This window comes from Dactylosporangium sp. NPDC048998, assembly GCF_043197855.1.
GTDB lineage: Bacteria > Actinomycetota > Actinomycetes > Mycobacteriales > Micromonosporaceae > Dactylosporangium.
Genome location: NZ_JBICTV010000001.1, coordinates 775,152 through 793,055, shown reverse-complemented (window position 1 = coordinate 793,055; position 17,904 = coordinate 775,152). Strand labels below are relative to the sequence as shown.

Genomic DNA, 17,904 nt, shown 5'->3' with positions numbered 1-17,904 from the left:
GAAGACTGGCGTACGGGAAACACGAACTTGACGGAAGAGGAGCACACGCCGTGGCGAGCCTCGACTCCTTCGGAGCAAAGAGCCAGCTGAGCGTCGGTGACGCGAGCTACGAGATTTACCGGATCGGCAAGGTCGAGGGCGCCGGGCGGCTGCCGTACAGCCTGAAGATCCTGCTGGAGAACCTGCTGCGCACGGAGGACGGCGCGAACATCACCGCCGAGCACATCCGCGCACTGGGCGGATGGGACGCCTCGGCCGAGCCCAGCGTGGAGATCCAGTTCACCCCGGCGCGGGTGCTGATGCAGGACTTCACCGGCGTACCGTGCGTGGTCGACCTCGCCACGATGCGCGAGGCGGTCGTGGAGCTCGGCGGCGACCCGAAGCGCGTCAACCCGCTCGCGCCGGCCGAGCTGGTCATCGACCACTCCGTCATCGCCGACCTGTTCGGCCGCCCGGACGCCTTCGAGCGCAACGTCGAGCTGGAGTACGGCCGCAACCGCGAGCGCTACCAGTTCCTGCGCTGGGGCCAGACCGCGTTCAACGAGTTCAAGGTCGTGCCGCCGGGCACCGGCATCGTGCACCAGGTCAACATCGAGTACCTCGCCCGGGTGATCATGGCGCGCGGCGGCCAGGCCTACCTGGACACGGTCGTGGGCACCGACTCGCACACCACGATGGTCAACGGCCTGGGCGTGCTCGGCTGGGGCGTCGGCGGCATCGAGGCCGAGGCCGCGATGCTCGGCCAGCCGGTGTCGATGCTGATCCCGCGGGTCGTGGGCTTCAAGCTCTCCGGCGAGCTGCCGGAGGGCACCACCGCCACCGACCTGGTGCTGGTCATCACCGAGATGCTGCGCAAGCACGGCGTGGTCGGCAAGTTCGTGGAGTTCTACGGGCCGGGCGTGAGCGCGGTGCCGCTGGCCAACCGGGCCACGATCGGCAACATGAGCCCGGAGTACGGCTCGACGGTCGCGATCTTCCCGATCGACGACGAGACCATCAAGTACCTGAGGCTGACCGGCCGCGACGAGGCGCAGGTCGCCCTGGTCGAGGCCTACGCCAAGGAGCAGGGCCTCTGGCACGACCCGGCCGCGGAGCCGGACTACTCCGAGCGCCTCGAGCTCGACCTGAGCTCGATCGAGCCGTCGCTGGCCGGTCCGAAGCGGCCCCAGGACCGGGTGCCGCTCAAGAGCGCGAAACCCCTGTTCCGTTCGGTACTGAAGGACTACGTCGGCGACGGCGTGGAGGGCCCGGCCGACGAGGCCAGCGCCGAGTCGTTCCCGGCCAGCGACCCGCCGGCCAACCACCTGGTCAGCAACGGCGACCGCCCGCACCAGCTGGTCTCGGCGGCCGCCGGGTCGAACGGCCGCCTGTCCAAGCCGGTCCAGGTCGAGGACTACGAGCTCGACCACGGCGCGGTCGTCATCGCCGCGATCACGTCCTGCACCAACACGTCCAACCCGCAGGTCATGATCGGCGCCGCGCTGCTGGCCCGCAACGCCGTGGAGAAGGGCCTGGCCCGCAAGCCGTGGGTGAAGACCACCCTGGCCCCGGGCTCGAAGGTGGTCACCGACTACTACGAGCGGGCCGGCCTCACCCCGTACCTCGACAAGCTCGGCTTCAACCTGGTCGGCTACGGCTGCACCACGTGCATCGGCAACTCCGGCCCGCTGCCGGAGCCGATCAGCGCGGCGGTCAACGAGCACGACCTCACCGTCGTGTCGGTGCTGTCCGGCAACCGCAACTTCGAGGGCCGGATCAACCCGGACGTGAAGATGAACTACCTGGCCTCGCCGCCGCTGGTGGTCGCCTACGCCCTGGCCGGGACGATGGACATCGACCTGACCAGCGACCCGCTGGGCATCGGCTCCGACGGGCAGCCGGTCTACCTGCGCGACATCTGGCCGAACACGAAGGAGATCGAGGACACCATCGCCGCGGCCATCGGCGCCGACCTGTTCTCGACCCGCTACGCCGACGTGTTCGCCGGCGACGAGCAGTGGCGCTCGCTGCCGACCCCGACCGGCGACACCTTCGACTGGGCGGGCGACTCCACCTACGTGCGCAAGCCCCCGTACTTCGAGGGCATGGCCACCCAGCCGGCCCCGGTGAACGACATCGCCGGCGCCCGGGTGCTGGCGAAGCTGGGCGACTCGGTCACCACCGACCACATCTCACCGGCCGGCTCCATCAAGGCCGACTCCCCCGCCGGGAAGTACCTCGCCGGGCACGGCGTGGAGCGCAAGGACTTCAACTCCTACGGCTCCCGGCGCGGCAACCACGAGGTGATGATCCGCGGCACGTTCGCCAACATCCGGCTGCGCAACCAGCTCGCGCCGGGCACCGAGGGCGGCGTGACGGTCAACCACCTCACCGGCGAGCAGACCACCATCTACGACGCCTCGGTCGCATACGCCGAGGCCGGCGTGCCGCTGGTGATCCTGGCCGGCAAGGAGTACGGCTCCGGCTCCTCGCGCGACTGGGCGGCGAAGGGCACCGCGCTGCTGGGCGTGCGGGCCGTGATCGCCGAGTCCTACGAGCGCATCCACCGCTCCAACCTCATCGGCATGGGCGTGCTGCCGCTGCAGTTCCCGCAGGGCGAGTCGGCCGACTCGCTGGGCCTGTCCGGCACGGAGACGTTCACCGTCACCGGGGTCGAGCGGCTCAACGAGGGCTCCACCCCGCGCACGGTGAAGGTGAGCACCGACACCGGCGTCGAGTTCGACGCGGTCGTGCGCATCGACACCCCCGGCGAGGCGGACTACTACCGCCACGGCGGCATCCTGCAGTATGTGCTGCGCAAGATGATCGAGGCGTAACCAACCGCAAGCAAGCGGCGGGCGTCCACAATGGACGCCCGCCGCCGCTATTTGGCGCCGGGAATGGCGAAGCGGTAGACCTTGGCCTGCTCGGTGTCGAGCACGACCAGCGAGTCGCTGCTGATCGACGGGTCCAGCAGGACCGTGCGGATGTCGGCGAAGCCGACGGTCTTGCCGTCAAGGGTCAGCACGTATGCCGCGAACTGGCCGGTGCGCGGCTTGACGGTCTCGATCACCACGTGGTTGCCGTAGCCGGCGTAGACGTTCTGCTGGGTCAGGTCCTGGCCCAGGATCGCCTGGTCGCTGCCGTTCGCCGGGTCGAGCAGGGCCGCGTCGCCGACGGTGGTGAACACGCCGTGGCCGCCGACGAGCTTGCCGTCCAGCACGTACCAGTTCGGCTTCTCGGTGCCCGAGATGACGCCGCCGCGGTCGCGGATCGAGGTCTTGGTCCACTTCGCCTGGCCGTTGGTGGTGTCGATGGCGATCAGCACGTCTTTGCCGGAGGTCTGCTTGCCCGCGACGCAGACGAGCTTCTCGCCGCACGGGCGCAAGTCGTCGACCTCGGTGCCGGCGACCGACTTGTACTCCCAGGCTTTGCTCCAGTCCGACACCTTGTACGCCACGACGTTGCCTTTCGCGTCGGGCTTGAACATCGCCAGGTCGTTGTAGACCAGCCAGGATGCGGCGGTGGAGTTCTTGCTGATGGTGCCGCTGGAACGCTGCTTGCCGGTGTTGAGGTCGATCGTGGCGGCCTTGGTGTCGCTGAGGAGCTGCACGGCGCTGCCGGTGTCGGCGGACAGCGACTCCTGGAACGGCACGTGGCCGGCGAAACTGAGCTGGTAGGTGGGCACGCGCAGGTCGGCCGGGGCGTTGGCGCCCGGCCAGCGCACCGACGGCCTCGCGCCGCGGTCGCCGCCGATGTGGTGGCCGTTGGGGTCGCCGGGGCTGGTCCACTTGGTCGAGCCGTCGGCGAGGTTGACCCGCTCGATCGAGGGCGTCTTCCAGTCGCGGTTCTCGATGATCGCATCGGTGCCGATGTAGATCATGTCGATGCGGCTGCCCCATTCCTTGGTCCACTTGGCGGTGTGGGTGCCGAGGTCGATGACCGCGCGGGACTCCTTCTTGCCATCACCGAGCTTGGCGTCGTCCTCGCCGTCGACGAGCAGCAGGTTGCCCACGACGGTCATGTGGACCTTCGCAGGCTCCATCTGCAGCTGCACGGTCCAGGACTGACTGCCGGTGGTCTCGTAAGCGGCCACCAGCGTGGTGCCGCTGCTGACCTGCGCGGTGTAGATGCTGCCGTTGCCGGCCACGGCGGCGATCGCGCCGTCGGAGCTGAGCTGGATCGGGGTGCCGGCTTGGAGCCCGTCGACCTGGCCCGGCCCCGAGTCGTCGCTGCCACCGGGCAGCCCGTCTCGCACCGCCTGGTACTGGTCGCCGACCCAGCCGAAGAACTTGCTGCCGCCCCATACGCAGGAGCCGATGATCGCCAGCACGACGACGAGCGCGATCCACGGCCCGGTGCGCCGGCGCGGGCGCACCACCGGCGGGGGCGGGCCGTAAGAGGGCGGGGCCATGGCCGGCGCCGCCATCCCGGGCTGGGGCATTCCGGGCGGAGCCATCCCGGGCTGGGGCATCCCGGACGGGGCCGGCGGGCTGACCGGGCGCTGGGGGGACAACGGCGGCCGGCCGCCGGGCTGGACACCGGGCGAGGCGGGCGCGGCCGGGAACGTCGTCGAGGCCAGGCCGGCGGGCGAGCCGTAGGCGCCCGGGGACATGGGCGCGACCGGCACGGCGGAGACGGGGATGCCGCCCGAGGTCGGATACGACGGGCTGGTCGGGCCGGGAGGACCGGAGGAGAAGGCCGAGGGCGAGACGGGCGTGCCGGAGACCGGGCGCGGCGCTGGCGGGGCGGAGAACTGCTGCTGCGCCGGGGCGCCCACGGCGAGCATGCCGCCGTAGGCGACCGGGAGCTCGGGCTGCTCGGGCACGACCGGCGCGACCCCGAACCGGGCGTGCAGGCGGCTGGCCACCAGCGGGATGCGGCTGGAGCCGCCGACGAGGAAGATCCCGGCGAGCTGGCGCACGTCGACCCCGGCGCGCTCCAGCACCCGGCGGGTCTCGTCCACGGCCCGGTCGACGAGCGGGCCGGCGACTCGCTCGAGCTCCTCGCGGGTCAGGTGCAGCGCCTCGTCGGTGCCGGGCAGGTGCACGGGCGCGGAGGCGGCCCGCGACAGCATCTCCTTGGCCGCGCGGACCTCGCTCCACAGCTCCCGCCGGTCGCGGTGGGCGGCGGTGCTGTCCGGGTTGGACAGCCGCTGCCACAGCTCCGGGTTGCGCAGGTGGATCAGCTGGCCCAGGTGCCCGACGAGGGCCGCGTCAATGTCGACGCCGCCGAGGTCGTCGAGGCCGCCGAGGCCGAGCACGCGCAGCCCGTCGAACTCGCGGCGCACCACCGACACGTCCAGGGTGCCGCCGCCGAAGTCGAACACGGCGAGCGACTGCAGCGGGGCGACCTGGTGGCCGAGCACGCGCAGGCAGTAGGTGGCGGCGGCGATCGGCTCGTCGACGAGCACGACCGGGCCGAGGTTGGCCGCGCGGGCGGCCTCCAGCAGCACGCCCCGCCGCTGGCCGCCCCAGTCGGCGGGGCAGGTGAGCACCGTCGAGCCGACCGGGTTGACGCCGGCCTGCAGCGACTCCTCGGCGGCGCGGCGCAGCAGGGAGGCCAGCATCTCCACGACGGTGACCTCGACCTGGCCGAGCAGGACCGAACCCGAGTCGACGCTGCGCTTCGGATACGGCTCGAACCGCTCCGGCGCCAGCTGGGAGAGCCGCTCGGCGTCACGACCCACGGTCAAGCGGCCCTGCTCGTCGGCGTAGATGCCCGACGGCATGACGGGCGAGCCGTCGAACAGCAGCGCCCGGGGCGCCTCCTCGCCGCGGTGCACGACCGCGACAGTGTGGCAGGTGCCCAGATCGATCGCGAGACGATGGGTCGGGGTCGGCCCCACGCGCTCACCTCCAAAGACCCCCGGATGCTACGGCAGCGGTACGACATTTCCGATCGGCGGTTTGGGGTAGACAGGAAACCTGACATTGTCGAGGAGGCAGCCCGATGCGCGCGGTGGTGTTCGAAGAGTTCGGCGATCGTTCGGTATTGCAGGTGCAGGACCGCCCCGACCCGGCACCCGGCCCGGGCCAGGTCCTGGTGCTGGTCGGTGCCAGCGGGGTCAACTACATGGACGTGTACCAGCGCAGCGGCGTCTACCAGGTGCCGCTGCCGGCCGCGCTGGGCAGCGAGGGCGCGGGCACGGTCCTGCGGCTGGGCGACGGCGTGCGGGGCCTCTCGCCCGGCGACCGGGTGGCGTGGACAGGCGTGCCGGGCAGCCACGCCCAGCAGGCGCTCGTGCCGGCCGAGCAGCTCGTGCCGGTGCCGCAGGAGATCTCGACCGAGCAGGCGGCCGCGGTACTGCTGCAGGGGCTCACCGCCCACTACCTCACGCACGACTCCTTCGCGGTGCGCCCCGGCGCCACGGTTCTGGTACACGCCGCGGCCGGGGGCATGGGGCAGCTGCTCACGCGGATCGTCACGCACCTCGGCGGCCGGGTGGTCGCGACCGCCTCGACGCCGGACAAGCGGGCCCTGGCGGAGGCGGCGGGTGCGGTACGCGCGGTGGAGTACTCCGCGGCCCTGGACACGGTGCGCGAGCTGACCGGCGGCGCCGGGGTGGACGCGGTCTACGACGGGGTCGGCGCGGACACCTTCGACACCAGCCTGCAGGCCCTGCGCCCGCGGGGCACCCTGGTGCTCTTCGGCGCGGCCAGCGGGAAGGTCCCGCCGTTCGACCCGCTGCGCCTGATGGCCGGTTCGTATTTCCTCACGCGCCCGACGCTGACCCATTTCATCGCCACCCGGGCGGAATTGCTGGAACGCTCCGAAACGCTGTTCCGATGGGTGGCCGACGGCGTTGTGGACGCCGCCGCCACCGGCCGTTATCCGCTCGACGAGGTCGCCGACGCATACGGCGCGCTGGAGGGGCGCCGTACCACAGGAAAGCTGCTCATTATTCCGTGACGGCGGTCTCAAAAATACGAGCCTGGCCGAATCAGCGAGGTGTACCTGCCTTGAATGGTCTGAGACGGAGGAGGCCCGGCATATCAGCGCTGAGCACCACCCGCCAGACCGGCGAGCCTTGAGCCCACGCGGCCGATGGCGTCGCCCTGTTCGCGGCCGCCGGCAAACCCTCCCCGGCCGGCCGCGCCGCGACGGCCCGCCCGGCCACGAAACCGGGCGGGCCGCCGCCCCCGTCAGCGCACCCCGGCGTCGTGCAGCAGCTCGACGATCAGCGGCTCCGGGTCGATACGCAGCCCCTTGCCGGTGAACCAGCGCGCCACGTTGGTGACGTCGCGGGCCAGGAAGTCGGTGCCGTTCGGGTTGATCACCACGTCGACGATCTGCGGCAGGTCGATGAGCACGAGGCGCTCACCGTCCACCAGCAGGTTGTACGGCGAGAGGTCCCCGTGCGCCAGCCCCGCCCGCGCCAGGATGCGCAGCGCGTCGACGAGCTGCCACCACAGGCTCTCCAGCCCGTCCAGGTCGGGGCGGGTCTGTGCCAGGCGCGGGGCCGCGGTGCCGTCCGGCGCGCCGACGAACTCGAGCATCAGCTCGGTGCCGAGCAGCTGCACCGGGTACGGCACAGCGACGCCGAGCTGCCACAGGCGTGCCAGCGCGGCGAACTCGGCCGCCGCCCACTGGCCGGCGATCGCCTCCCGGCCGAACGCGGTGCGCCCGGCCATGGCGCGGGTGACCCGGCTCGCGCGGACGCGGCGGCCCTCGAGGTACCCGGAGTCGCGGTGGAACATCCGGTGCTCGGCCGCCCGGTACCGCTTGGCGGCGAGCAGCATCCGCCGGTCGGTGCCGGGCACGCCGCGCTCCACGAGATGAACGTCGGCCTCCTTGCCGGTCTTGAGCACGCCACGGTCGACGTCGCGGGCACCGAGGTCGGTGACCACCCAGTCGGGGACGGGCTCGGGGCCATGCTGGACGCCGGGCGAGTCCCAGCTGGTCCACTCGCCCTCACCGGCCTCACCGGCCTCGGCGGACTCGGCGGCCGGCTCCTCGGCGACGTCCCATGCGGTGTCGAAGTCGTGGGAGAGGCGCTTCAGGAAGGTCGGGTCGTCGTCATCGAAGCGACGACGGCGTGGTGAAGCGAAGTTTTGGTCGCGCAACGCGAGTTCTCCTGAGTCGAGAAAGGAAGGATTGATCCGGGCATGCGGAAGCGCGCCGTGACGGCAGCCATGCGAACCAACCCCCTCTCGACTCGAAGTTCACGTCACCATGAGGTACCGGATGAAATGGTGCAACCGAATTATCAGCGCGAGGCCATGACCTCGGCGATCGCGGCGATCACGCCGTCGGCGGTGCGGGTCGGCGCGTAGCGCCGCTCGCTCCACCGGCGGCCCCGGTGCAGCCAGACGCTCCGCACGCCGGCCGCGTCCGCGCCGCCGATATCCGCCTCGGGGCTGTCGCCGATGAGCCAGGCGTCGCCGAGGCGCATCCGGGCCCGCTCCGCGGCGATGGCGAAGATGCGCGGGTTGGGCTTGCGCACCCCGGCCTCCTCGGAGATGACCCAGTCGGCGAGGTACCGATCGAGACCGGTCTTTCTGAGCTTCTCCTCCTGCATGCGCGACTCCCCGTTGGTCACGACCACGGGCACCCAGCCGGAGTCCTCGGCGATGGCGAGCGCGCAGGCGGTCAGCGGGTCGAGCCGGATCCGTTCCATGATCGCGCGGCGGATCTCCTCGACGAGGTCCAGCGCGCTGGACCGCAGGCCGTAGCGCTCCCGCAGCGCCTCGGCGACGTCCCAGGCCGAGCCCATCCCGTCGGCGTCGACGGACAGCAGCCAGTCGATGTCGTACTCGGGTGCGCCGAGCCGCCCGAGGAACTCGCTCGCCCACGCGCGGAACGCCCCGGCCCTGTCAAGCAGGGTGTCGTCCAGGCTGAGCAACAACAGGGGCACGCGGGCAGGGTACGTGACCGGATTGATATCGAACAGATCCTCGTCTTCACCCGGGCGGGCGCTGGCCTCGACAAACCACCGCAAACGTGACCCAAGTACATGCGAGAAACGCGCCCGTAACGCCCCGGTATGCAAACCGTATGTACGGCTTGCATAATCGACCCTGTGCCGAGGGTGAGCCAGGACCAGCTCGACGCGCGCCGGAAGGAGATCCTCACCGGCGCCCGGACCTGTTTTGCCCGCCACGGCTACGAGGGCGCGACCGTGCGGCGGCTCGAGGAGGAGATCGGCCTCTCCCGCGGGGCGATCTTCCACCACTTCCGCGACAAGGACTCACTCTTCCTGGCCGTCGCCGAGGACGACGCCGCCACCATGGTAGCCACCGTCGCCGAGCACGGTCTCGTGCAGGTCATGCGCGACCTGCTCAGCGCGGCCTCCACCGCGGCGTCGGACACCGGCGAGCCCGACGTGACCGGCTGGCTCGGCAGCCAGCTCGAGGTCTCCCGGCGGCTGCGCACCGACCCCGAGTTCGCCAAGCGCTGGGCCGCCCGCTCGGAGGCGGTCGCCGCCGCCACCCGCGAGCGCCTGCAGCGCCAGCTCGAGGCCGGCGTGCTGCGCGCCGACGTGCCGATCGGCATCCTCGCGCAGTTCCTCGAGCTCGCGTACGACGGGCTCGTGCTGCACCTGGCCACCGGCCGGCCCGTGCAGGACCTGGAGGCCGTGCTCAATCTCGTGGAGGCGGCCGTACGGCGGAAGTGAGCCCCGCCGTCCGCCACAAGGTTTCCTCAAGTGTCCAGACGGTGACACGCTGCGCTCGCCACCCACCCCCACACTGAGCGCATGACGACATCGATCGTGGCGGGGCCGGGCGACACCTGGGGGATCCCGGGCCCGCAGTTCCTGTGGCTGTACTTCAGCCTCGCCGCTGTTGCGATCATCGGCGTGATCATCTGGCGGCGCGGGTACACCGCCGGGCCGTCGCTGCGCAGCGCCCGCGACCTCACCGCAACCCAGGCCGCGCTGATCAACGGGGATCGCCGCCTCGCCGTCTACAGTTCCCTCGCCGCGCTGCGCGCCGCCGGCTCCGTCGAGAGCGACAAGCGCGGCTACCTGCGCCAGGCCGCCCACCCCCCGACCGGCGCCACCGAGCTGGACCGGGCCGTGTACGCGATCACCCGCAACGGCATCACCACCACCGGCGTGCAGACGCACCACAGCGTGCGGGAGGTGCTCGAGCGTACCGAGGCCGAACTGGCCCGCGACGGCTGGATCCTCGACGACGAGGCCCGGCGCGCGGTGCGGATGGGCGTCCTGGTCGTCTTCGCCGTCCTCGCGATCGGCATCGCCCGCCTGTTCGCCGGCATCAGCAACGACAAGCCGGTCGGCAACCTCGTCCTGCTGCTCATCCCGGTCGGCATCGCCGCGTTCGCGCTGCTGTCCGTGCCGCGCGTCTCCGGCAACGGCAAGCGGATCCTCGCCAAGATGCGGCGCGAGGCACCACACCTCTCGCCCAGCCAGAAGCCGTCCTGGGCCACGTACGGCCCGCAGGCCGCGGCCCTGAGCGTCGGGCTCTTCGGCGTCGGCGCGTTCTGGCTGGCCGACCCGGCCTTCGCCCAGGAGGCCGAGCTGCAGCGCCACATCGCCCAGACCGGCTTGTCCTCGTCGTCGTACTCCGGCAGCAGCTGCTCCTCGTCGTCCAGCTGCTCCTCGTCCTCCAGCGGCTCGAGCTGCGGCGGTGGTGGCGGCGGCTGCGGTGGCGGCGGCGGATGTGGCGGATGACGGCCTCCGCGTACGGCGTGGGCATCGGCTGGCGCCCCGAGATCGCCGGTTACGTGGCCGGCCTGCCCGGCCTGCGGTTCACCGAGGTCGTCGCCGAGTCGCTGCACACGCACGCGCCCCTGCCCGACGGCCTCGCCGAGCTCGTCGGGCGCGGGGTCCGGGTGATCCCCCACGGCGTCAAGCTCTCCCTCGGCGGCGCCGAGCCGGTCTCCGACGAGCGCGCCGCGCACCTGCACCGCTGCGCCGAGCTGCTCGGCGCCCCGCTCGTCAGTGAGCACATCGCGTTCGTGCGCGCCGGCGACCTGGAGGCGGGTCACCTGCTGCCGGTCCCCCGCACCCGCGAGGCGGTCGACGCGATCGTCGCCAACGTGCGGCGCACGCAGGCGGCGCTCGGCGGGGTGCCGCTCGCCCTGGAGCCGATCGCGGCCCTCTTCGACTGGCCCGACCCGGAGCTGACCGAGGGCCAGTTCCTCACCGAGATCCTCGACCGCACCGGCTGCGGGCTGCTGCTCGACATCGCCAACGTGTACGCCAACGCCCGCAACCGCGGCGAGCCCCCGGCCGCGCTGCTCGACGAGCTGCCGCTGGAGCGCATCGCATACGTCCACGTCGCCGGCGGCGTCCAGCAGGGCGGCTACTACCACGACACGCACACCGACCCGACGCCGCCGGAGGTCCTGGCCCTGGTCAAGGAGCTCTGCGCGCGCACCACCCCGCCGGCGCTCATGCTCGAACGCGACGGCGACTACCCGCCGGCGGCCGACCTGACCGCCGAGCTCAACGCGATCGCCGCTGCGGCGGGCTGGCCGGCGATCACGTGACCCCGCCCCCGGATCTCGCGGCCCGGCAGCGGGCGCTGGTGGCCGCGCTGGTCGCCGGCGGCGAGGTGCCCGCCGGTTTCGATGCCGCGGCGGTACGGGCGACGACCGCCGCCCTCCGTCGCAAACGGGCCGGCGAGGTGGCCGCCCGCTGGCCGTTTCTCGCGGCGTCCTACGGCGACGCGTGGATACCGACGTTCGCCGCGTGGGCCGCGGGCCGCCCGCCGAACGGCTCGCTGCGCGACGGCTGGGACTTCGCGCGCGCGGCCGGCGCCACCCTGCCCGACCTGGCCCGCGAGGAACTGGCCGCGCGCGAGGCGGAGTACGCGTACGACGGCGAGTCCGCCCCCGTCCCCCGCCGTCGCGGCCTCCTGTCCCGCCTCCGCCGCCGCTGACCTACTCCGCGTCCCGCCTCATGTCTGGCAACTGTCAGGATCCAAACGATCCGGGTCGTCTTGTATGCCGCCTTGTATCAGGAGCGCCGGGCCAGCCCTCTTCTCAGCTGAATCGGCGCCGTCCCATGGAGCGGCGGCGCCCGCACGGGGACGGAGCACTCCATGCAGCCAGGCCAGCGCCGGACACCGGGCGCCGGGACCGCCAACGAGCCTGCCGACGAGGCCTGTCCGGCCCGGATACCGCCCGCCGGACCATGAGCGCCGCCGACCACGCCGACGAGGCGCTGCTGGCCGAGCTGCGCCGGGTGGCCGCCCTGGCCGATCCGGTACCGCCCTGCCCACACGACCGCGCGGTGCCCCCGCCCCGGCCGGCCGAGGCGCGCACCGGCACGAACCGACCGGCCCCGGGAGCCTGACGCCCTCCCTGGCACGCCGCTCGACGCCCGATTTGCGCGTTTCGGCGAAGGGTGTCGATTCACGGGTACCACTGCCAACCTTGCCCACCCTCCGTGACGCCCTCGGTACGTAACGTCCGCTTCGATCCCACGGGGGGAACGATGAAACTCGCACTGTGTATCGGGATCAACGACTACCCCGGTACCGAGAACGACCTCTCCGGTTGCCGCAACGACGCCGACGACTGGGCCGCCGCGCTGATCGCCCGCGGCTTCGACACCCGCCGCCTCCTGGACAGCGCCGCGTCGGGCGCCGCGATCCGCGCCGGCATCCGCGACCTGCTGGGCCGGGCGACCGACGGCGATGCGGTCGTCATCACGTACTCCGGCCACGGAACCTGGGTCCCGGACGAGGACGGCGACGAGCCCGACCACCGCGACGAGGCGCTGTGCCCGCACGACATCGCCGAGAACGGCCCGCTGATCGACGACGAACTGCACGAGCTGTTCGCCCTGGCCGCCCCGGGCGTGCGCACGGTACTCATCGCCGACTCCTGCCACTCCGGCACCCTGACCCGGCTCAACCACCCGATCGGCGACCGCCCGGGCCGGGCCCGCTTCCTGCCGCCGTCGACGTTCCTGACCCCGCAGCAGCGCCTGCGCGCCTCGCTGACGACCGGCCCGCGCAAGTCCCGGGACCGGGCCTCGACCACGGTGCTGCTCGCCGGCTGCCGCGACGCCGAGTACTCCTACGACGCCTCCTTCGACGGCCGCCCGAACGGCGCCTTCACGTACGTGGCACTGTCGTCGCTGGCCGCCCTGCCGGAGTCCGCGACGTACCGCGACTGGCTACACGCCATCCGCGGCCGCCTCCCCAGCCAGGACTATCCGCAGACCCCGGCCCTGCAGGCCAGCAAGGCCCAGCTGGCCTGGCCCATCCTGACCTGACGGCGATCACGACCATACCTCGCCAACGGTGCCCGGAAATACCTGGATATTTCCGGGCACCGCGCGACGCCCACGCATTCGAAGCGGCCGCCGTGACAACAGCGAGCCCGATCGGCGGAGCGGCGGGCAGCGCGCGGTGCGGCGGCCGGCGGCGGGCGGCGGAGAAGCCGTTACGGCGTCGGGACCGGGGGGACCGTCGCGGCTGTCGGGACCGGGGAGGCCGGGGAGACCGGCGGGTGGGGCAGTGGGGAGTCGATGACGGCGAACTGGGTGCGGTACAGCTCGGCGTAGAGGCCGCCGGCCGTGACCAGCTCCTCGTGGGTGCCGCGTTCCACGATGCGGCCCGCGTCGACGACCAGGATCTGGTCGGCGTCGCGGATCGTGGAGAGGCGGTGCGCGATCACCAGGGCGGTGCGGCCGGTCAGGGCCTCGGACAGGGCGCGCTGCACGGCGGCCTCCGACTCGGAGTCCAGGTGGGCGGTGGCCTCGTCGAGGATGACGATCGACGGCGCCTTGAGCAACAGCCGGGCGATCGCGATCCGCTGCTTCTCGCCGCCCGAGAAACGGTACCCGCGCTCCCCCACGACCGTGTCCAGGCCGTCGGGCAAGGACTCGACGAGCTCACCGACCTGGGCGCGGCGCAGCGCCGTCCACAGCTCGTCGTCGGTGGCGTCGGGCTTGGCGTATCGCAGGTTTTCCGCGATCGTCTCGTGGAACAGGTGCGAGTCCTGCGTGACGACGCCGATGGTGTCGCGCAGCGACTGCAGGGTCGCGTCGCGCACGTCGACGCCGCCGACGAGGACCGCGCCCGAGGTCGCGTCGTAGACGCGCGGCAGGAGCATCGCGGTCGTGGACTTGCCGGCGCCGGACGGGCCGACGAGGGCGACCATCTGGCCGGGCGCGACGGAGAACGTGACGCCGCGCAGCACCTCCTCGGTGACGGTGCGGTCGAGGCCGGCGACGTCCTCGAGCGAGGCCAGCGAGACCTCCGCGGCGCTGGGGTAGCGGAAGTGCACGTCACGAAACTCGACGGTGGCCGCGCCCTTGGGCACCTCGCGCGCGTCGGGGCGCTCGGCGATCGACGGGGCGAGGTCGAGGACCTCGAAGACGCGCTCGAAGCTCACCAGCGCGCTCATCACGTCGACGCGCACGTTGGACAGGGCGGTGAGCGGCCCGTAGAGCCGGGTGAGCAGCAGGGCCAGGGCGACGACCGTGCCGGCGGTGAGGCTGCCGCGCACGGCGAGCCAGCCGCCCAGGCCGTAGGTGAGCGCCTGGGCGAGCGAGGCGACCAGCAGCATGCTGACGAAGAAGACGCGGCTGAACATCGCGGTCTGGATGCCGATGTCGCGGACCCGACCGGCCCGCTCGGCGAAGCGCGCGGCCTCGTCGTCGGGGCGGCCGAAGAGCTTGACGAGCAGGGCGCCGGCGACGCCGAAGCGCTCGGTCATGGTGGCGTTCATCTTCGCGTCGAGCTGGTACGCCTCCCGGGTGATGGCGGCCAGTCGCCGGCCGACGCGCCGGGCGGGCAGGATGAACAGGGGCAGCATCACGAGCGACAGCAGGGTGATCTGCCACGACAGGGTGAGCATCACCGCGGCGGTGAGCACCAGCTGGATGACGTTGCTGACCACGCCGGACAGGGTCGAGGTGAACGCGCGCTGCGCGCCCTGCACGTCGTTGTTGAGCCGGCTGACCAGCGCCCCGGTCTGGGTGCGGGTGAAGAACTGCAGCGGCATGCGCTGGACGTGGTCGTACACGAGCCGGCGCAGCGCCAGAATGATGCCCTCGCCGATGCGCGCCGAATACCACCGCTGGACCAGCGACAGCAGCGCGTCGACGATGGCGAGGCCGCCGATGAGCAGCGCGATCCGCACGACCGCCGTGCCGGCTTCAGGTCCGCCGGCATTGATCTTGTTGACGACGTCGCCGGCGAGGTAGGGCGTGGCGACCCCGATCGCGGCCCCGAACACGACCGTGACCAGGAAGACCGTGATGTCGCGCCGGTAGGGCCGGGCGAAGCGCATGATCCGGCGGGTGGTGTCCCGCCCGAGCCGCTTCCCGGCGAGCTCGTCGGCCTTGCGCAGGGCACGCAAGGTCTCCCAACCCGCCATGCCGCTCATGGGCGAGGACATCCCACACACCTCCGGAAGCCAGCACTACCTGCCGGGCTCAGTGTGCCCGGCAGGTACGACAACTTTTCGGGGGCGGCGCAGCTTCCCGATGGCGGGTAGGCCCTTGGACCTACTCCCCCAGTCCCGACAGGTCCGCGATCCGGCGCAGCTGCGCGGCGCGCTCCGCGGCCTCCTGCTGCGCGAACGTGTGCGCCGCGGCCTGCCCGATCAGGGCCTTGATCTCGATCACCGCGTCGCGCGGGCCGGCGAGCACGGCCGCCGCGAGGTCCCGGGCGGCGGCGTCGAGCTCCTCACGCCGTACCACGACATTGGCCAGGCCGATCTGTGCGGCCTCGGCGGCCTGCACGCGCCGGCCGGTGACGCACAACTCGAGCGCCCGGGCGTAGCCGACCAGCTCGACCAGCCGCTTGGTGCCGCCGAGGTCGGGCACGAGCCCGAGCTTGATCTCGGCCATGCTGAACGAGACGTCCTCGGCCACGACCCGGAAGTCGCAGGCCAGGGCCAGCTGAAAGCCGGCGCCGATCGCGTGCCCCTGCACGGCGGCGACGGAGATGAGCGACGGCCGGCGCAGCCAGGAGAAGGCCTCCTGGAATGCGGCGATCTGCGCGTCGCCGTCGGGCGAGGTCGCGAGTGAGCCGAGGTTCTTCGCCGCGGCCGTGGTGTCGAGACCGGAGGAGAAGGCCCGCCCCTCGCCGCGCACGATGACCACGCGCACGTCGCCCGGCAGCGACCGCCCGAACTCACGCAGGCCCGCCCAGAGTTCGGGGGTCTGCGCGTTGAGGACCTGGGGCCGGCACAACGTCACCGTCGCGACCGGCCCGTCGAGGTCGAATCGCGCCTCTCCCGGAGAGGGATCGGCGCTTGCCGAGGAGATGTTGGCGTTCACGCCTTCTTGCGGCGCCGGGCGCCGCCACGCTGACGAAGCTGAACGCCGGATTCGGTCAGCACTCGGTGCACGAATCCATAGGAACGGCCGGTGGAAGCGGCGAGCGCGCGGATACTCTCACCGTTCGTGTACCGCTTCACGAGGTCCTTCGCCAGCGTCTGCCTTTCGGCGCCGACGATCCGGCGACCCTTCTCGGTGCTGGTGGTGGCGGTGGCTGCCATGCTGATCCCTCACGTCCCAGACAGAGCGGTTGGTGCGGTCCCACCTATTAGACCGCCTCGAACGATCATGCGCTAGATATCGACAGAACGCCAACCGACACGCAGAGCATTGTCGCCTACCCGATACCGTGATGCGCCGTGATGAGCGAACCGCCCACCGACCGACCACGGACTACACACCGTGAGCGCCGCGATGCGCTGTGTTGGCTCCTGCTTGCCGTCTTCGGCCTCGCGCTCACCGCGCTCGCGGTGCAGCTGGATGCCCGTCTGGGCACCGCGAGCGCCCCCTTCCTCGGCAGGTACAAGATCAGGGTCGGTGCGGGGTCCATCCTGGCGCCCGCCGTCGCCGCCGCGACGCTCTGGCTGGCCGCAACGGGCCGGTTCACCCGGCTGAGGTGGCCCAAAATTCAGCTATTCGGGTACGCGGCCGGCCTGGCGTGGGCTATTGCTTTGGCGCTTGTCGATGGCTGGTCGGGCCTTACGAAAGCCCTCGGTTCGCCGGAGGAATACCTGGGTGACGTAAGGCAGGTGGGTGACGAGCCACTGGCATACCTCAGACATTTCACGGCGGGCGCGGCGGGCCACTCGGTAGCCTCCCGCGGCCATCCGCCGGGCCCCGTGCTCTTTTTGTGGGCGCTGCAGCGAATCGGCGTGACCGACCACATTGTCCTCGGATTCCTGATCACCGCGGTATCGGTGCTGACGATTCCGTTGGTGCTCGCCGCGGTGCGCGACTCGGTCGGCGAGGAGGCCGCGCGACGGTACCTTCCGGTGCTCGTGCTCGCCCCTTACGCGATCTGGACCGCGGTCAGCCTCGACGGCCTCGTGGCGCTCCTCGGCGCGGCCGCGATCGTCTCCGGGCTGCGCGCGAGCCGCCGCCGGGTGCGCGGCTGGGCGGCCACCGGCTGGGGGGTGCTGGCCGGCCTGCTGGTCGGCGTGGCCTCGCTGTTCTCCTACTCCGCGCCGTGGCTCGGGCTCTCGCTCGTGTGCGTGTACTTCGCCCGCCGGCGCGCCTCGCTCAACGTGCTCAGCGGCGTGGGAGCGCTGCTGCCGGTGCTGGGCGCGCAGCTGCTCGGCTTCGGGTGGGCGGACGGCCTGGTGGCGGCGGAGACGGACTACGCGAGCCGGGTGGCGCCGTACCGCTCGGTGCTGTGGTGGAGCGCGATCAGCGTGGTCGTGCTGCTGCTGGCGGCGGGCCCGCCGCTGGTGGCCAGCGCCCGGAAGGTACGCCGCACGGCGATGTGGCCGTTCCTGGTCGGCGCGGGCGCGGCGGTGGTGTTCTCGATCGCGGCCGGCCTGGCCCGCGGCGGCGTCGAGCACGCCTGGCTGCCGTTCTTCCCGTGGCTGACGGTGGCCGCGGTGGCACCGGAGGTGGCCGGTGGCGACCCGCCGCCCGCCCCGCTGCTGCTGGTGGGCATCGGGGCGGTGGCCGCGGTGGTGATCGAGGGCCTGCTCATCACGCCCTGGTAGCGACACATGATGCCGCGGGGGCAG

The 17,904-nt window shown here is 72.1% G+C and carries 15 protein-coding genes; 9 read left to right on the top strand and 6 right to left on the bottom strand.

What is annotated here, in order from left to right:
• Positions 1-50: 50 nt before the first annotated feature.
• Positions 51-2,816, top strand: a complete 2,766-nt coding sequence (locus ACGFI8_RS03715) for an aconitate hydratase (RefSeq protein ID WP_392799422.1) — start codon at positions 51-53, stop codon at positions 2,814-2,816.
• 47 nt (positions 2,817-2,863) lie between these two features.
• Here ACGFI8_RS03715 and ACGFI8_RS03710 read toward each other — a convergent pair whose 3' ends face one another.
• A complete protein-coding gene (locus tag ACGFI8_RS03710; RefSeq protein WP_392799420.1) occupies positions 2,864-5,827 on the bottom strand; it encodes an Hsp70 family protein in 2,964 nt (987 codons plus the stop codon).
• Positions 5,828-5,931: 104 nt separating this feature from the next.
• Between ACGFI8_RS03710 and ACGFI8_RS03705 the strand changes: the two genes are divergently transcribed.
• On the top strand, positions 5,932-6,891 hold the full coding sequence (locus tag ACGFI8_RS03705; RefSeq protein ID WP_392799417.1) for a quinone oxidoreductase family protein: 960 nt from the start codon (positions 5,932-5,934) through the stop codon (positions 6,889-6,891).
• A 233-nt stretch (positions 6,892-7,124) separates the two neighbouring features.
• On the opposite strand, the gene ACGFI8_RS03700 is transcribed toward ACGFI8_RS03705, so the two are convergent.
• Complete coding sequence (locus ACGFI8_RS03700) at positions 7,125-8,045, bottom strand: serine protein kinase RIO (RefSeq protein WP_392799414.1); 921 nt, start codon at positions 8,043-8,045, stop codon at positions 7,125-7,127.
• A 143-nt stretch (positions 8,046-8,188) separates the two neighbouring features.
• A complete protein-coding gene (locus tag ACGFI8_RS03695; protein WP_392799412.1) occupies positions 8,189-8,836 on the bottom strand; it encodes an HAD family hydrolase in 648 nt (215 codons plus the stop codon).
• Between the two features lie 165 nt (positions 8,837-9,001).
• Here ACGFI8_RS03695 and ACGFI8_RS03690 point away from each other — a divergent pair, with 165 nt between their 5' ends.
• The 6 genes from ACGFI8_RS03690 (at position 9,002) to ACGFI8_RS03665 (ending at position 13,171) form a co-directional block, all read left to right on the top strand.
• Entirely contained in the window at positions 9,002-9,595 is a 594-nt protein-coding gene (locus tag ACGFI8_RS03690) for a TetR/AcrR family transcriptional regulator (RefSeq protein ID WP_392799409.1), read from the top strand.
• An 81-nt stretch (positions 9,596-9,676) separates the two neighbouring features.
• Positions 9,677-10,615: a TIGR04222 domain-containing membrane protein gene (locus ACGFI8_RS03685; RefSeq protein ID WP_392799406.1), complete on the top strand. Its 939-nt coding sequence runs from the start codon at positions 9,677-9,679 to the stop codon at positions 10,613-10,615.
• On the top strand, positions 10,603-11,436 hold the full coding sequence (locus tag ACGFI8_RS03680) for a DUF692 domain-containing protein (protein ID WP_392799404.1): 834 nt from the start codon (positions 10,603-10,605) through the stop codon (positions 11,434-11,436). The genes ACGFI8_RS03685 and ACGFI8_RS03680 overlap by 13 nt, the downstream gene beginning before the upstream one ends.
• Positions 11,433-11,828, top strand: a complete 396-nt coding sequence (locus ACGFI8_RS03675) for a hypothetical protein (protein ID WP_392799401.1) — start codon at positions 11,433-11,435, stop codon at positions 11,826-11,828. Before ACGFI8_RS03680 ends, ACGFI8_RS03675 begins: the two co-directional genes overlap by 4 nt.
• 254 nt (positions 11,829-12,082) lie before the next feature.
• Entirely contained in the window at positions 12,083-12,244 is a 162-nt protein-coding gene (locus ACGFI8_RS03670; RefSeq protein ID WP_392799398.1) for a hypothetical protein, read from the top strand.
• Between the two features lie 141 nt (positions 12,245-12,385).
• Positions 12,386-13,171, top strand: a complete 786-nt coding sequence (locus ACGFI8_RS03665; protein WP_392799395.1) for a caspase domain-containing protein — start codon at positions 12,386-12,388, stop codon at positions 13,169-13,171.
• Between the two features lie 170 nt (positions 13,172-13,341).
• Here ACGFI8_RS03665 and ACGFI8_RS03660 read toward each other — a convergent pair whose 3' ends face one another.
• From ACGFI8_RS03660 to ACGFI8_RS03650, 3 genes are all read right to left on the bottom strand, one after another.
• Positions 13,342-15,303: an ABC transporter ATP-binding protein gene (locus ACGFI8_RS03660; protein WP_392799392.1), complete on the bottom strand. Its 1,962-nt coding sequence runs from the start codon at positions 15,301-15,303 to the stop codon at positions 13,342-13,344.
• 109 nt (positions 15,304-15,412) lie between these two features.
• Complete coding sequence (locus ACGFI8_RS03655; protein ID WP_392799390.1) at positions 15,413-16,189, bottom strand: enoyl-CoA hydratase/isomerase family protein; 777 nt, start codon at positions 16,187-16,189, stop codon at positions 15,413-15,415.
• Positions 16,186-16,410, bottom strand: coding sequence for a helix-turn-helix domain-containing protein (locus ACGFI8_RS03650; RefSeq protein WP_033359767.1), 225 nt, complete (start codon positions 16,408-16,410; stop codon positions 16,186-16,188). Before ACGFI8_RS03650 ends, ACGFI8_RS03655 begins: the two co-directional genes overlap by 4 nt.
• 651 nt (positions 16,411-17,061) lie before the next feature.
• On the opposite strand from ACGFI8_RS03650, the gene ACGFI8_RS03645 reads away from it, so the two are divergent.
• Entirely contained in the window at positions 17,062-17,880 is an 819-nt protein-coding gene (locus tag ACGFI8_RS03645; RefSeq protein WP_392799387.1) for a hypothetical protein, read from the top strand.
• The last annotated feature ends 24 nt before the right edge of the window (positions 17,881-17,904 follow it).